This window comes from Bacteroidota bacterium (genome assembly GCA_038746285.1).
GTDB lineage: Bacteria > Bacteroidota > Rhodothermia > Rhodothermales > JANQRZ01 > JANQRZ01.
Window position 1 is genome coordinate 19,097 of record JBCDKT010000045.1, and the last position, 14,399, is coordinate 33,495.

Annotated in this window: 15 protein-coding genes; 6 read left to right on the forward strand and 9 right to left on the reverse strand. The window is 68.2% G+C overall.

The annotated features are described in order from the left end of the window. Positions 1 to 4 precede the first annotated feature (4 nt). From AAGI91_13465 to AAGI91_13485, 5 genes are all read right to left on the reverse strand, one after another. Positions 5 to 1,180 (reverse strand): alpha/beta hydrolase, encoded by a 1,176-nt coding sequence (locus tag AAGI91_13465; protein ID MEM1043623.1) that lies wholly within the window; start codon positions 1,178 to 1,180, stop codon positions 5 to 7. 135 nt (positions 1,181 to 1,315) lie between these two features. Then, entirely contained in the window at positions 1,316 to 1,765 is a 450-nt protein-coding gene (locus AAGI91_13470; protein ID MEM1043624.1) for a DUF4385 domain-containing protein, read from the reverse strand. Between the two features lie 31 nt (positions 1,766 to 1,796). Then, complete coding sequence (locus tag AAGI91_13475) at positions 1,797 to 2,219, reverse strand: PIN domain-containing protein (GenBank protein ID MEM1043625.1); 423 nt, start codon at positions 2,217 to 2,219, stop codon at positions 1,797 to 1,799. Beyond that, positions 2,212 to 2,436, reverse strand: a complete 225-nt coding sequence (locus AAGI91_13480; protein ID MEM1043626.1) for an antitoxin family protein — start codon at positions 2,434 to 2,436, stop codon at positions 2,212 to 2,214. The genes AAGI91_13475 and AAGI91_13480 overlap by 8 nt, the downstream gene beginning before the upstream one ends. A 48-nt stretch (positions 2,437 to 2,484) precedes the next feature. Continuing rightward, entirely contained in the window at positions 2,485 to 4,032 is a 1,548-nt protein-coding gene (locus tag AAGI91_13485; GenBank protein MEM1043627.1) for a hydroxymethylglutaryl-CoA reductase, read from the reverse strand. Between the two features lie 243 nt (positions 4,033 to 4,275). Between AAGI91_13485 and AAGI91_13490 the strand changes: the two genes are divergently transcribed. The 3 genes from AAGI91_13490 (at position 4,276) to AAGI91_13500 (ending at position 8,211) form a co-directional block, all read left to right on the forward strand. Continuing rightward, complete coding sequence (locus AAGI91_13490) at positions 4,276 to 5,616, forward strand: spondin domain-containing protein (GenBank protein ID MEM1043628.1); 1,341 nt, start codon at positions 4,276 to 4,278, stop codon at positions 5,614 to 5,616. 281 nt (positions 5,617 to 5,897) lie between these two features. Beyond that, a complete protein-coding gene (locus AAGI91_13495) occupies positions 5,898 to 6,617 on the forward strand; it encodes a response regulator transcription factor (protein MEM1043629.1) in 720 nt (239 codons plus the stop codon). Between the two features lie 55 nt (positions 6,618 to 6,672). Then, positions 6,673 to 8,211, forward strand: a complete 1,539-nt coding sequence (locus tag AAGI91_13500; GenBank protein ID MEM1043630.1) for a HAMP domain-containing sensor histidine kinase — start codon at positions 6,673 to 6,675, stop codon at positions 8,209 to 8,211. Between the two features lie 141 nt (positions 8,212 to 8,352). Here AAGI91_13500 and AAGI91_13505 read toward each other — a convergent pair whose 3' ends face one another. The 3 genes from AAGI91_13505 to AAGI91_13515 form a co-directional block, all read right to left on the reverse strand. Further along, positions 8,353 to 8,814 (reverse strand): GNAT family N-acetyltransferase, encoded by a 462-nt coding sequence (locus tag AAGI91_13505; protein ID MEM1043631.1) that lies wholly within the window; start codon positions 8,812 to 8,814, stop codon positions 8,353 to 8,355. 80 nt (positions 8,815 to 8,894) lie between these two features. Continuing rightward, positions 8,895 to 10,244, reverse strand: a complete 1,350-nt coding sequence (locus tag AAGI91_13510) for a hypothetical protein (protein MEM1043632.1) — start codon at positions 10,242 to 10,244, stop codon at positions 8,895 to 8,897. A gap of 128 nt (positions 10,245 to 10,372) precedes the next feature. Beyond that, positions 10,373 to 11,902: a sodium/solute symporter gene (locus AAGI91_13515; GenBank protein ID MEM1043633.1), complete on the reverse strand. Its 1,530-nt coding sequence runs from the start codon at positions 11,900 to 11,902 to the stop codon at positions 10,373 to 10,375. Positions 11,903 to 12,013: 111 nt separating this feature from the next. Between AAGI91_13515 and AAGI91_13520 the strand changes: the two genes are divergently transcribed. From AAGI91_13520 to AAGI91_13530, 3 genes are all read left to right on the forward strand, one after another. Continuing rightward, positions 12,014 to 12,646: an LON peptidase substrate-binding domain-containing protein gene (locus tag AAGI91_13520; protein ID MEM1043634.1), complete on the forward strand. Its 633-nt coding sequence runs from the start codon at positions 12,014 to 12,016 to the stop codon at positions 12,644 to 12,646. Positions 12,647 to 12,950: 304 nt separating this feature from the next. Further along, entirely contained in the window at positions 12,951 to 13,406 is a 456-nt protein-coding gene (locus AAGI91_13525; GenBank protein ID MEM1043635.1) for a DUF2147 domain-containing protein, read from the forward strand. A gap of 222 nt (positions 13,407 to 13,628) precedes the next feature. Continuing rightward, positions 13,629 to 14,174 (forward strand): HNH endonuclease, encoded by a 546-nt coding sequence (locus AAGI91_13530; GenBank protein MEM1043636.1) that lies wholly within the window; start codon positions 13,629 to 13,631, stop codon positions 14,172 to 14,174. Positions 14,175 to 14,189: 15 nt separating this feature from the next. On the opposite strand, the gene AAGI91_13535 is transcribed toward AAGI91_13530, so the two are convergent. Further along, the coding region (locus AAGI91_13535; protein ID MEM1043637.1) for a transposase at positions 14,190 to 14,399 on the reverse strand (210 nt) is incomplete at its 5' end.

Genomic DNA, 14,399 nt, shown 5'->3' on the forward strand with positions numbered 1-14,399 from the left:
GTGCTCAGTGCGGAGGGGACGATGCGCCGAGTCGCGCGTCGCTCAGCCAACTGACGATCCGCTCGAACACGACCCGGCTGCTGAGTAAGTCGAAGTGATGTAGGCCGTAGCCGACGTACTGGTGGGCGTCAGGCATGGAGAGCGACTGCGCGGGGCCCTGGCACCGGGCCAGCGCACTGCAGACCGAAACGAGGCCGTCGCCCGGCAGATCGGCGAGTGCATCCCCGCGGCGCGTTTGTCTCGTCGCGGCGACGGCAAAGCACGCGACCCCTTCGGCGAGCGGTACGTGAGAGGGACGCCGGCCCCGCTCCTGCTCGTCGAGTATCGTTCCGTGACGAAGGTCCTGGATCGCCGCGCTTCGGATGAGGCCCAGCCGGGCGAACGGTGCCGTGTAAGGGCTCATGCCGAGGGCCTGGTCGACGAGGGAGCCAGCCTGCTCTGGCGGAGCCCCGTGATGCGGCGTGCCGAGAAAAACGATGTGCTTCAGCGCTGGCAGCCATGCGTGATCCGCCTGCGCTCCGTAGTGACACGCACTCCGCGCGACGAGCCCGCCCATGCTGTGCCCGAGGATAGATATCTCGCGTACGGGCACGGGCCACGTCTGCAACACCGTGTCGAGCAGGGCTGCAAAGTCCCGGCCGTTTTCCGCAATGCTTCGGCCGCTGTTGTAGCGGAGGTAGACAGGGGTCAGGCGAAGTTCGCGAGCGAGCGCGGTGCCGTGGTCGTGCCCGTCGCGGGTCCAGCCGAGATCGTTCATGCAGAGGCCGTGCACGAGAACCAGCAACCGGTCGTGCCGTGGCCCGAACTGCGCTCGGAGCGCGTGCCGGTCGAGAGCGAGAGGTCGCCTGCCGTGCCGAAGCTGCATCGGGATCGCCAGCGGGTTGCCCGTGGCCGCAAGGTGATCGCCGACCACGCCGTTGACGACGGCGCGCAGGGCGTCGCGGCGCGGCCCCTCGCTCTCGCAGTCGAGGTAGGGAGCGATCTGCGCGAGGAACGCATCGAGGCCACGACCGGCCGCCCGTGTCACACCGCGAACGCGGCGGTAGACGAACCCGGTGAGTCCGCCCATCCGGCCCGGCGCGGACAGCCCGAGGGGCGGTGCGAGATGCGCGACCGACCGGTGCATGTCTTCCACGAGGTCCGTCACGCCCACGGTGGCATCGACGGCGAGGCGGCTCATACCGCGAGCGTCGGACAGGAGGCTTGCGCCCATTGGGGCCGTGTCGGCGTGTGGTAGCATCCAGCCCTCACGGGGCAACGGAGAGATAGATCCTACCACGTACCGAATCCGCAGTAGACGCGCAGTCGGGGGAGGTCAGCAGTCGCCGGAGCGTGGACGGGCCTGGTGCTCGGCGCGAAGGTGCTGGTAGGCGGGGTCCGTCTTCGCCGCCTTGAGGCGCTCGTCGAAAATCAGCGCGGCCTCGCGCTTCCCGGCGTCGGCCCAGCGCAGGGGCTCGCGGACGTTGCGGTCGGCGTCGTACTTCCGACCGCCGGGGTACTTCGCATAGCGCATCGCCCGCGTGTAGCCCATCTGGAGGTACTTCCGCGCCATGTCCATCCCGACGAAGTCCCCCGCCTCGCGGTAGGCCTCGAACTTCGCCCAGATCGCAGCCGACGAGGTCCGCGCCGCCTCCGGCGTCTTGAACGACCACAGCGGGAGCAGCTCTGACTTGTACGGCTGCACCTTGAACACGCCGCGCTCGCCCCGGCCGATCTCGTAGCACTCGGGGCGCGCGCGGAAGTCGACGTCGTATTCCACCGCCATCAGACAGGGTGCTGGTGCTGTCGGCTACGTGTCAAGGCGCGTCCTCGAGAAGCAGGGCGCGGAACCCAGCCTGCCGGAAGTGAATGTCGGCGGTGAGAGCAGCCTGGATGCCGCGCTCGCGCATCACCACGAACGAAATGCAGTCCACGAGGCCCCACTCTTTGTCCAGCCGTTCGCGGAAGAGGTCGAAGGATTGGTTAAATAGATCCGGTGCAAGCGGAATGACCTCGATAGACGGGTCGAGCAATATTCCTTCAATGACGGCAACAGCGCTGCGTCGGAGGCGACCCCCTGCGAGCGAGTTGCCCACCTCCAACAGAACGGCTTGCGTCGTGACGATGCGGTTAGCATCCGACTCCAGATGACGTTGCCAGCGACGAGCGACTTCGTGGTGCTGATCTCCAGCGGAAGCCAGTGCGACTACGTGAGACGTGTCGAGTAAAACCTCACCCATCGAGCTTCCGCTCTCCGGTCACGTACTCGTTGATATTTTCGGACCAGTCCGGTGGACCGTCGAGGTCAAGCGACTCCATGATGCGGAAAGCGGAGTACGGCTCGGCTGGTGCTGGTTCGGGGTCTTCGACAGTCAGGCGCACGCGCTCGCCCTCGGCGAGGTCGAGAGGCTCGTCGGGGCGGAGCACGGCACCGTCGTAGGTTGCGTAGATCGTCATCGGTCTTACAGGGTGGGGCACTCGAACGTCCAGAGCGAGACCCGGGTTCTAGCGGTTGCGGCCGTACTGCTCGTGGCTGGAGACCCAGTCGTTGGACGAGATCGCCGAGGCGAGCGAGATCTCGCCCGCGAGGACGACGCCCGCGATGATCTCGGCGAGCTTCTTGGCCTTGTCCTTGCCGGCGCAGCCGAGCATCTTGAGGCACTCCTGCTGCGTCGCCCCCCCGGTGCCGCCGCCGTAGGTGGCGATGATGAGCGACGGGATCGTGATCGACATGTAGAGGTCGTCCTCCGGCGTCAGCTCGCAGTAGAGCAGCGCCGCCGAGGACTCCGAGACGTTCGCCACGTCCTGCCCCGTCGCGATGAACATGGCCGTGATGCCGTTGGGCGAGTGGAGGCCGTTGTTGTTGGCCCCGGAGAGGATCGAGCCGACGGCCCCGGCGATGCCCCAGTGGTAGTACAGCCCGGCAGGCTCGACGCGCATGTGCTGGCGCAGCACCTCAGCCTTGACCGTGCACTCGGCGGTGACGCGCTTGCCGCGCGTGCGCATGATGTTGACCTGGCTCGCCTTCTTGTCGGTGGCGAAGTTGCTCTCGAGGTAGAAGCGCCGGATGGTGTCGTTGTTGTCGAGGATCCAGGAGCACGCGGCGAAGGTGGCGCGGCCGACCATGTTCTGCCCGGCGGCGTCGCCGGTGGAGAAGTTGAAGCGGCAGAAGGCGAACTTGTTCGAGAGGTAGGTGTCGATGTAGAGCAGCTTGCCGACGCTCGTCGTGCTCTCGGCAGCGTCGCGGATCGGGTCTGTGTTGTCGGCGAGCCACTGCTTGAAGTCGCGCGCCTCGCGGGCGCTCTCGAAGATGAAGACCGGCGCGCGCTGCATGCAGTCGTCGGAGACGGTGCACTTGACGCCGCCGGAGAGGTTGAGGACCTTCATGCCTCGGTTGTAGCTCGCGACGAGCGTGCCCTCGGTCGTCGCGAGCGGGACGAGGAATTCGCCCTTCGCGTACTCGCCCTTGACGTGGAGGGGCCCGGCGATGCCCAGCGGGATCTGCGCCACCCCGACGAAGCTCTCGACGTTGCCCTGGAGCGTGTGCGGGTCGAACGAGTAGTGGGGGACGTGCTCGAGTTCGATCTCGCTGAACGCCTCGATGAACCGGTGCCGGGCGGCGATGGCGTCCTCGCCGTAGTCGTCCTCGCGGTCGCGCGGAATGCGGGCCCGGTTCTCGTCCTGCGGGCGCCGGATCGCGTCGCGGACCTCGAACTGGAGGTCGCCGAAGCCGGCGGCCTGGTAGCCAATCGTGAGGTCGTAGCTGCCCTCGCCGAGCTTCATGCCGTTGACGTTGACGTGCATCGTCTCACGGAGCGGGAAGGCGAGCGGGTCGTCCTCCGAGATGTCGCTCGGCCGGAGGGTGCGGCCATCGTCGAGCGTGAGCGTGATGTTCTCGGCCGGGATGTGCTCGTCACCGATGGCGATCTCCTTGAGGCCGGTCAGCTCGACGTCGGTGAGCCGGTTTTTGATGCTGAAGCGGACGCCGCCGTTGTGGTTCTGGAGGCTGCCGAAGGTGTAGAGCTGGCGGAGGACGAGCGACGGGATTTCCATGGCGATGAGGGGTAGGGGAACACAAGAGGACGTAGGCTACAGGATACAACCGACATAGGATAATAGGCTGTTCCCACATTGTCAATCGGGGGAGACCGGATAGCGGCCGTGCGATGGTACACGAACGTCACGTCGGCGTGAGACTTCCGTGAGGATGCGGGTCCGACTGGCAGGCTAGGTTGCTTGTGTGCCGGGGCTCATCCCCGGCCTCATCCTGTTTCCTCTCGCTTAGACCATCCCACCATGTCTTTCAAACTGCTCTCCTACGCGGTGCTGCTTGCGCTCTTCGTCCCAGTCCTCTCGGGCTGCGACAGCGACGACGATGACGACATCGACCCCGTCGACCAGTCGCGCACGTTCACCGTCACCATCGACAACGTCGGCCCGGCCAACCCGGTGCTGAAAAGCGGCGTCTTCAACACACCCGTCGGCGCGTCCGACCCGGCCCCGATCGGTCCCGGCGGAGCCTATGAGGTCACGTTCACGGCCGGCCCCGGTCAGCGCCTGTCGTTCTCGACGATGTTCATCCAGTCGAACGACCTCTTCTACGCTTTCCCCGGCTCCGGCCTCCCGCTCTACCTCTCGGACGGCTCGGCCCGCACGGGCGACGTGACGGCCGAGTTGAACCTCTACGACGCCGGCACCGAGGTCAACGAGGAGCCGGGCACCGGCCCGAACCAGGCTCCGCGTCAGCCTGGCCCCGACACCGGCACCGATGAGAACGGCGTCGTGCAGCGCGTCGTCGATGTCAACGACGGGTTCAAGTACCCCGGCAACAACGAGGTCATCCGCGCCACGCTCGAGCACGACGGCAACGTCGGCTTCACCTTCCGCATCGAGAACGTCGGCGGCCAGGTCAACGGGCAGGACATCCCGCTCTCGCCCGGCTCGTGGGCCGTGCACTCGGACATGATCGCGTACTTCGAGCGTGGCGCGGTAGCCAGCGGCGGCATCGAAGCCATCGCCGAGGACGGCAACCCCGCCCCGAGTGCGGCGGAGCTGGCCCCGGTCACCGGCCTGACTGTTCCGCTCTCGCCCGGTGCCTACGCCGTCCACACGGACGCCGTCGCGTTCTTCGAGTCCGGCACCGCTGCCAGCGGCGGCATCGAGGCCATCGCCGAGGACGGCGACCCGTCCGTCGCCGCTGGTGAACTCGCGGGCGTCGCCGGCATCAACGGCCTCGGCGCGTTCGACACGCCCGTCGGCGCGAGCGCCCCGGCTCCCATCGGCCCCGGCGGAAGCTATACGTTCACCTTCGACGCCTCGCCGGGCGAGCTGCTCTCGTTCGCGACGATGTACATCCAGTCGAACGACCTCTACTACACCTTCCCCGGCCAAGGGCTCGAGCTCTTCCCCGGCGGCACCGCCGTCAGCGGCGACGTGACGGCGCAGGTCCGTCTCTACGACGCCGGCACCGAGGTGGATGAGGAGCCGGGCGTCGGGCTCAACCAGGCCCCGCGCCAGGCCGGCCCCGACACGGGCGTTGACGAGAACGGCGTCGTCACCCGCGTTCAGGGCACCGACGACGGGTTCACCTACCCCGCGCCGTCGGAGATCATCCGCGTCACGATCACGTCGCAGTAAGGAGAGCGGGCCGGCTCGTGGGTGTCGGCCCCATGCGACGCACGACGGGCGGGACGGGCTACGGCTCGTTTCGCCCGTCGGCATGTCGGGGTGACGCGTGATTAGCTGACGCTTTGCTTCGGGTCGTGATACGTGAGGTCTGATGCCATCGCTGAAGCCAGGTTCGCGCATCACGGGTCACGAATTGTGCCCTGCATCTTACCCTTCCGTGACATCCTCGCGCGCCGGCCCCGCGTAGCCGGGTCCTATCTTGCCACACCCACCCACGCCGCGCACCTGCCATGACCAAAGACCCTGCTATCCTGCTCGTCGAGGACGAGCCCGACATCGCCGACCTGCTGACGCTCCACCTCGGCGACCTCGGCTACCGCGTCGACGCCGTCGCTGACGGGGCACTCGGTCTGCAGAAAGCGCTCGCGGAGCCGTACGCGCTCATCATCCTCGACCTGATGCTGCCGGGCATGAACGGCCTCGAAGTCTGCAAGGCCATCCGGGCGAGCCAGCGCACGACGCCGATCCTGATGCTGACCTCGAAGTCCGAGGAGGTCGACAAGGTGCTCGGGCTCGAACTCGGCGCGGACGACTACGTGACCAAGCCGTTCTCGATCCGCGAACTCATCGCCCGCGTCCGGGCGCTCCTGCGCCGGGTCGAACTCGGCCAGCCCGAGGAAGAGGTCGGCGAGCTCGCCCTCGGGGACCTCCTGATCGAGGTCTCGAAGCGCAAGGTCCGCCTCGGCGGCGAGCCCGTCGAGCTGACGGCGAAGGAGTTCGACCTGCTCGCGCTCTTCGCCCAGCACCCCGGCCGGGCCTACAGCCGGCAGGAGCTCCTCGACAAGGTCTGGGGCTACCAGTACGCCGGCTACAGCCACACCGTCAACTCGCACATCAACCGCCTCCGCTCGAAGATCGAGCCCGACCCGGCGAACCCGCGCTACGTCCAGACCGTCTGGGGCGTGGGCTACCGCTTCGCCGAGGAACAAGAACTCGTCAGCGACGAGTGACGGGCGCTGAGTGAAGAGCGCAAACGTGAGACCCCCAACTTCTGCCCCCCGACCCGTGAAACGCTTCCTGCTCTCGTTCTACGCCCGCCTCTCGGCCATCTTCCTCGTGCTCCTCGTCGCGCTCGGGGTGGTGCTGGCCGTGTGGACGGCCCAGTCCGCGATCCGGCTGACCGAGGCGGCCGACCAGCGCCTCAACCGCGACCTCGCGCGGACGCTCGCCCCGCAGTTCCAGCCCCACCTCCGCACCGACATCGACCAGGAGGCCATCAGCAGCATTATCGAAGGGCTGACGACGATCAACCGCCGCATTGACGTCTACCTGCTCGGCGATACAGGCATGATTAAGGGCGCGTTCGTGGGGCCAGGCCACGAGGTGGCGATGCCGGTCGTGGACGTGGGGCCGCTCGACCGCATGATGTCCGGCGCGGACGACTTCCCGATCCTCGGCGACGACCCGCTCCAGCCGGGCCGCCAGCGCCCGTTCTCGGTCGCTCCGGTCGAGATCATGGGCGAGACGGGGTGCTACCTCTACATCACGCTCGGCACCGAGGCCTACGACTCGGCCCTCGCCATGCTGCGCGAGTCGTTCATCGCCAGCGGGACGCTCCGGGCGCTGCCGCTCGCGCTCCTGCTGACGGCGATCGCCGGCCTCATCCTCTTCGGGTTTATCACGCGGCGGCTGCGCCACATGACCGAGGTCGTCGAGGAGTTCGAGCACGGGCACTACGAGCGCCGCGTGCCGGTGGCCTCCGAGGACGAGGTGGGCCAGCTCGCCGTCTCGTTCAACCACATGGCCGACAAGATCGTGGCGAACCTGGACGAGCTCAAGCGCAACGACCGGCTCCGGCGCGAGCTCGTCGCGAACGTCTCGCACGACCTGCGCAGCCCGCTTGCCTCGGTCCAGGGCTACCTCGAGACCGTCCTGATGAAAAAGGACGAACTTAGCCCCGACGAAGCCGAGCGCTACCTCTCGATCGCCCTCCGCAACGCCAACCGGCTCTCCGACCTCGTCGGCGAACTGTTCGAGCTCTCGAAGTTCGACGCGCAGCAGGTCGAGCCGGAGGTCGAGCCGTTCGCCGTGGCCGAGCTCGTGCAGGACGTGGTGGCGCAGTTCCAGCCGCGCGCCGAGGCGCAGAGCGTCGCGCTCACGGCCTCGCTTTCGGACCACCTGCCGACGGTCCACGCAGACATCGGCCTGATCGAGCGCGTGATCGCGAACCTGACGGACAACGCGCTGCGCCACACGCCGGAAGGTGGCCGCGTGCAGGTGGCGACGGCCGTCGAGAACCGGCGCGTCGTCGTCCGCGTCTCGGACACGGGCTGCGGCATCAGCGAGGCCGACCAGGCGCGCATCTTCGAGCGTTTCTACCGCAACGACGAGGCCCGCACCTCGACCGCCGCGAGCGGGTCCGGTCTCGGCCTCGCTATCACCAAGAAGATCCTCGACCTTCACGGTTGCACGATCCGCGTCCAGAGCACGCCGGGCGAGGGAGCCACGTTCTCGTTCGACCTGCCGACGGCTGTGATGAGCGAGCCGAGGCCCGCAGGCCGGCGCGTCCGGGACTGGTCGAAGGACCGAGCCGCGCAGCGCTAGCGTGTTTTGCGGGGCGGTTCGGCAGAGCGGACGCCTCGGCGAGGCGTCCCTACCCCGCCGCTAGCTCGGGTAAGGCTAGCTCCGGTAGGGCGCGCTCGCCGAGCGCGCCGCGGCACCGGCGCAACGTGCTCCAGGGACGCGCTACCTGCGGGGCCGCACGTCTTTCCACATCACGTAGTGCGGCCCGATGCCGGGGATGCCGAACTCCTCGCCGACCGTTTCGAAGCCCAGCCGCTCGTAGAAGCCGAGCGCCGGCGTGCGGGCGTTGCACCACAGCAGGACCGTGCCCGTTGTGCGGATGTGCTCGATGCAGCGGCCGAGGACGGCGCGCCCCAGGCCTGTTCCCTGGAGGTCCGGCCGCGTCGCCATCCCGCGCAGCCGGAACGCATCTGCCGGGTCGAAGCCGGCGCGCGGCGCGACCGGCATCGGCTCGGGGAAGATGCTGGCGATGCCGACGACCTCGCCGTCGAGGAGTGCGCCCGCGTGGAAGCTGCCGGGGGCGTCGTCGCCGGGATAGACGAGCGACCCAGGCGGCTGCCCGGGGCGGAGGACCGTGCTACGGAGGGGCCGCGTCTCAGCCGCGGTGATGGGTCGAACAGTCATCGAGGCTCAGGAATCGAGGGTCGGGTTTTGCAAGCTACATCGCCAAGCGTGGCGGGGCCCGTCACGCAGCGTCTCGCCGTCTACTGCAAGGCGACGCGGACGCCGACGAAGGGCTCGAACCGGCGCTCGACGAGGTAGCGCGCCTCGCCGTCCGGTCCGTCCTCGAGCCGCTCGTAGCCGTAGCGGGAGCGGAGCACCAGCCACGCCGGGCCGGGGAGGGCGTAGTCGAGGTGGAAGACGAGCACGTTCTGCGCCTCGTACTCGGTGAACAGGTCGAAGAACCCGCTCCGGCCTTGCTGCTGCACCTCGAAGACAAAGCGGAGCGGGTCGCCTCCGCCCGGCGCGAAGGCGAGGCGGACCGTGCTCTCGGTGAGGTCGTCGCCGCTGAAGTCGCGCTGGACGTAGCCGGCGAACTCGAACGAGTTGAAGACGAGAGCGTGCAGCCCGACGTTCAGCGCGAAGCCGCCGGCGGCCTCGTCGAGTGGTGTGCCGACGGGGACCGGGGACCCCGACGCGAAGAACGCTTCGTCGTCCAGGATGCGCGCGCCGGGGTTGCTGAGCGCGTAGAACGCGTTGAAGTAGCCGGGGATGAACCGCTCACCGCTCTGGGAGAACCCGACCGCCGCCCCGAGCCGCCCGAACCCGGCGAGGTCGCGGCTCGCAAACTCGACCCCACCACCGTATCCGCTACCGTACTCGGTGAACCGGGCGTAGCTCGCGTAGGGCGAGAGCGCGAAGTCGCCGATCTGCCACAGCGCTAGGCGGGCGTCGACGGCGAAGGCGGTCGTGGCCGTGTCGGCCGGGAGGCGGAGGTCGGTGACGGCCGTGGCACCGACCGTCACCGACTGCAGAAACGGACTGAGCGCGCGCTCGAACGGGCGAATCTCGCCCCGGCCGCCCACGAGCCCGTTCAGCCGCACGTCGTCGGCGACGCCCATCACGCGGACGAACGGAAGTTGCACGGCCGTCTCCAATCCGACCGTCCGGTGGTCCCACGCCGAGGTCGTCTGGAAGGCGCGCACGAGGTGCCCCGGCCCCAGCGTGAGCTGCCTGACGGGGCCGACGCGCGCGTAGACCGGGAGCCGCGGCGTCGGGTCGAGCCGGGCGTAGCGGACGAGCCGGAGGAGGTCGTAGGTGTCGTCGAAGTCTTCCTCGTACAGCCCGTCGCTGACGCGAAGCCGCCCGCCGATGCCGAGCGAGAGCGGCCCCGCCGCAAGGTCGGCCTCTAGCCCGATCCCGCCGCGCCACGACACGCCGATGTAGGACGGTCCAGTGAGCGCCATCAGACGCGCCACGCGCGGCCGAGCGTCGCGCACCGGCATCTCCAGCGGATCGTCCGCCGCGCCGAACGCGAACGGCGAGAGGGCCGCTGGCTGGGCGCTCGCCGCGCCGAAGAGCGAAGCCAGGAAGACCGGTAGGAGCCGGAGCATGGAGCGGTGGGACGGTGGGACGGTGGGACGGTGGACGAAAACGAGCAATTTAACGAGCCGGTCGCGCTCTGCGCTAACGCTGTTCGCTCTCCTGGCCCTCCGTTCCCTCCACGCCAAACTGGCTCTCCTCACCCTCCCCGCGCCGCGCTGTAGGCGAGCTGTTCCGGTGAGGCGGGCCGCCCCAGCATCGAGACCAGGTACCCGACCGTCATCGTCACGCCGAGCCCCACGGCCGTAGACCAGATAAACGGGATAGGCTCGAAGCCGAGGAGGGCGTAGAGCGCCGGCAGGCCGAAGTCGTTCTCGGTCACCATCAGCACGACGAGCGTGCCGACAATCGCGCCGGCGAAGGCCCCGTGCCCGTTCGCCCGCCGCGTCAGCATCCCGAGCAGGAACAGCCCGAGGAGCCCGCCCGCGAAGTAACCCATGAAGCTCAGGATGAGGTCGATCAGCGGGGCCTCGGTCCGCGCCGCGTAGATCCCGATTCCGATGCCCAGGATGCCTGCGGTCACCACGACTGCCCTGGCGAACCGCAGCCGCGACGGCTCCGGCGTCTCGGGCCTAAACCGGCTGAGGAAATCGACCGTGAGGGCCGCCGCGAGTGAGTTCAGCGCCGAGTCGAGGCTCGACATCGCCGCGGCGAAGACGGCGGCGACGAGCGCCCCGGTCAGGATAGGCGGCACCTCGGTGTTGACGAAGTGCGGCATCACCTGGTCGGGCGTGAGCCCGTCCGGCAGGAGCGCCGGAAACTCCTGGTAGAACAGGAACAGGAAGACGCCGAGGAGGAGCGAGAGCGTGACGCCGACGACGCCTGCCCCGACCCCCAGGAGGAGCGCCCGCTGCGCGTCGCGCGGCTCGGCGACGGTCATGTAGCGCTGCACCGGCTGCTGGTTGGTCCCGAAGAGCGAGAGCGCGAGGAGGCCGTAGCCGAAGACCGCCGTCAGCAGGCCGGTCCCCGCCGTCAGGTCCTCGGTGTGGACGAGGTCGAGCTTGCCGGCGGCGGCGGCCCCGGCAAAGGCGTCGCCCCAGCCCCCCGACGTCCCCGCCACCACGACCGCCATCGAGGCAATCACCCCGGCACTCATGATCGCGAACTGGATCACGTCGGTCCAGATCACGGCCGAGATGCCGCCCAGGACGGTGTAGACAATCGCGATCACGCCGAAGATCACGACGGCCTCCTCGACGCCCGTCAGGCCCGGCACGAGATCGGTCGGGACGACGGCGGAGAAGAGGAGGGCGGCGCCGTAGAGGAGCGTCCCGGCCCGGAGTAGGACGGTCAGCGCGAAGAGCGACGAGCCGAGGAGGCGGCTCTTGAGGTCGAAGCGCGCTTCGAGGTACTCGTAGGCCGTCGTGAGGCCGCGCACCTTGTGGAAGAACGGGATGAAGAGCACCGCCACGATGACCGCCGCGAGGATGTCGCCCAACTGATACTGGAGGTACCACAGGTCGCTCGCGTAGGCGTAGCCCGGCACGCCGAGGATCGAGGCCGCCGAGAACGAGGTGGCGATGATGGAGAGCCCGGCGGCCCACCACGCCACGCCCCGGTTGCCGACGAAGTACGCCTCGGTGTCGGTCTGCCGCCGGTTGGCCCAGACGCCGATGGTGACGATAGCGGCGACGTAGAGGCCGAGAACGAGCCAATCAGCGACGTGCATGGGGGAGAGGGGAGAGGGAGGCGGAATCTACTGGACAGCGGCCTCTCGTGACCGGTAGATTCGCGCGTCCTCATCTCAAGAGACGCTCGCCGTCTTCTAACCCTCCGGCTCATGGCTATTCCCACCCCCGACGCGCTCCCTCTCTTCCCCCTCGGCGTCGTCCTCTACCCCGGCGAACCGATGCCGCTTCACATCTTCGAGGACCGCTACCAGGCGATGGTCCGCCACTGCCTGGAGACCGAGGAGCCCTTCGGGATCGTGCTGGCCGAGGACCAGGACTTGGCCCGCATCGGCTGCACCGCCCGGATCGACCGTGTGCTCCAGCGCTACGAGGACGGGCGGATGGACATCCTCACCGTCGGCGAGGAGCGCTTTCGGATCGAGGAGGTCCACCAGGAGCGGCTCTACCTCACGGCCCGCGTCACCTCCTTCGAACCGCTCGACGAGGGCGTCGCCAACCCGGCGGCGCGGGAGCGGGTCATCACGCTCCACATGAAGCTCCTCGAACTGGCCGGGGAGAACATCCGCCCGGTGATCTACGAAGGCCCCAAGCGCATCTCGTTCGTCGTCGCCCAGAACGCCGGGCTCGACCTGGAGAGCAAGCAGGAAGTCCTGGAACTCGCCACCGAAGAGGAACGCCTCGAGTATCTCGGCGCGCACCTCGAGCAGCTCATCCCCGAAGTCCGCAAGGCCCGCGAGCGCAACCGCCGCATCCAGTCCAACGGCCACCTGAAGGAGGAGTGAGGAGGGCGGGTTCGGCGTGGAGGGAACGGAGGGTGTTAGGAGGTTGGGAGGTTGGGAGGTTGGGAGGTTGGGGGAAGCAAAACCGCGAAAACTACCGAGGCCGCCGCGCAACGCGCCATCGTCTCACCGTTCTCCGTCCACCGTTCTCCGTCCACCGTCTCACGGTCCTCTGGAACAGGGCTTGCGTCTACAGGGTCGAATTGCCATCGTTAGAGTGTGCGGCGCGCTGCACGGCCGTACGCCCTGCGTGCCTCCGCCCGTCCGCCCCGGCTGACCACCATCCTCGACACCAACCTCTTCTGACATGAACATCCTGACCCGCTTTGTCCTGCTCGCTGTCGCCTGCGTTTTCCTCGGCTCCACCGCGTTTGCCCAGAGCCCCATCGGCATGTGGCGCACGATCGACGACGAGACCGGTGAGCCGAAGTCTCTCGTCGAGATCTACGAGCAGGACGGCGAGCTCTACGGCAAGATCGCCAAGCTCCTCCCCGACGACGGCAGCATCCCCGAGGTCTGTGAGATCTGCGAGGGCGAGTACCACAACAAGCCGCTCGTCGGCGTCGTGATCATCAAGGGGATGGAGCAGGACGGGGACGAGTGGGAGGACGGCACGATCACCGATCCGGCCAACGGCAAGACGTACAGCGCCAAGATGTCGCTCAGCGATGCGAATACGCTGGAGGTGCGAGGCTTCATCAAGGTGCCGCTCATGGGCAGCGCGCTGGGCCGGACGCAGACGTGGTACCGGGTGGCCGAGTAGCCGAACTTCCGACCTGCTGACATCGCCAGAGCGGTCCTTGTGCCTCGGCGCAGGGGCCGCTTCGGTTGTATACTTCTGCCGCCCGCAGCTCGAGACGTGGCGGGCCCAGCAGTTCCTTTGCCTCGAACCCGGAGTCCGGCACCGCGTTTAGCCGGCAGCCCCGCACTCCGGCCTAGACCTCCGACGCGCCTTCTCCGTTTCGACTTCCAACACCGGCATCGTTTGGCATCCCGCTGCAGCCAGCGGGCGGGGGGTGGCGTGAGCGCGCTCAGCGGGCACGTCCTCGTCCTCAACCAGGACTACCGCGCCATTAGCGTCTGCAGCGTGGAGCGTGCCGTGGTGCTGCTCTTCCTCCACAAGGTCGAGCTCGTCCACGCACGCGCCGACCGGGTGCTGCGCTCGGCGCGCGCCGAGCACCCGTGGCCGAGCATCGTCCGGCTCAAGGCGTACGTCCACGTCCCGTACAAGCGGATCATGCTCTCGCGCAAGAACCTCCTCCGGCGCGACGCGCACCGCTGCCAGTACTGCGGCAGCTACGACCGCCTGACGCTGGACCACGTCCTGCCGAAGTCGCGCGGGGGCAAGGACACCTGGGAGAACCTCGTCGCGGCCTGCGTGCCGTGCAACAACCGCAAGGGCAACCGGACCCCTGCTGAGGCCGGCATGACGCTCCAGCGCAAGCCGTTCCGCCCCAGCCACGTCATGTTCATCCGCGACTACATCGGCCGCCTCGACGACCACTGGAAGCCGTACCTGTTCCTGAGTTAGAGACTGTTTGGTAAGCTATGCTACTCGACGAAGCATCAAGCGGATCGCGCTCAGATGCACCATCGCCTCGCTGACCGCCGGGAGATATTCGTAGTCCTTCGACAACCGACGGTAGCCACCGAACCACGCGAACGTCCGCTCCACGATCCAACGCTTCTTCAGCACTACGAACCCACGCTGACCCGGCTCTCGATGCACCACTGCCCACGCCCAGCCAAACACGCG

Bases quoted from the DNA above. Each gene is read 5' to 3' on its own strand.
- AAGI91_13475 (MEM1043625.1), bottom strand. From the start codon at position 2,219: ATGGGTGAGGTTTTACTCGACACGTCTCACGTAGTCGCACTGGCTTCC.
- AAGI91_13525 (MEM1043635.1), top strand. From the start codon at position 12,951: ATGAACATCCTGACCCGCTTTGTCCTGCTCGCTGTCGCCTGCGTTTTC.
- AAGI91_13470 (MEM1043624.1), bottom strand. From the start codon at position 1,765: ATGGCGGTGGAATACGACGTCGACTTCCGCGCGCGCCCCGAGTGCTAC.
- AAGI91_13505 (MEM1043631.1), bottom strand. From the start codon at position 8,814: ATGACTGTTCGACCCATCACCGCGGCTGAGACGCGGCCCCTCCGTAGC.
- AAGI91_13465 (MEM1043623.1), bottom strand. From the start codon at position 1,180: ATGAGCCGCCTCGCCGTCGATGCCACCGTGGGCGTGACGGACCTCGTG.
- AAGI91_13520 (MEM1043634.1), top strand. From the start codon at position 12,014: ATGGCTATTCCCACCCCCGACGCGCTCCCTCTCTTCCCCCTCGGCGTC.
- AAGI91_13480 (MEM1043626.1), bottom strand. From the start codon at position 2,436: ATGACGATCTACGCAACCTACGACGGTGCCGTGCTCCGCCCCGACGAG.
- AAGI91_13510 (MEM1043632.1), bottom strand. From the start codon at position 10,244: ATGCTCCGGCTCCTACCGGTCTTCCTGGCTTCGCTCTTCGGCGCGGCG.
- AAGI91_13485 (MEM1043627.1), bottom strand. From the start codon at position 4,032: ATGGAAATCCCGTCGCTCGTCCTCCGCCAGCTCTACACCTTCGGCAGC.
- AAGI91_13515 (MEM1043633.1), bottom strand. From the start codon at position 11,902: ATGCACGTCGCTGATTGGCTCGTTCTCGGCCTCTACGTCGCCGCTATC.
- AAGI91_13495 (MEM1043629.1), top strand. From the start codon at position 5,898: ATGACCAAAGACCCTGCTATCCTGCTCGTCGAGGACGAGCCCGACATC.
- AAGI91_13490 (MEM1043628.1), top strand. From the start codon at position 4,276: ATGTCTTTCAAACTGCTCTCCTACGCGGTGCTGCTTGCGCTCTTCGTC.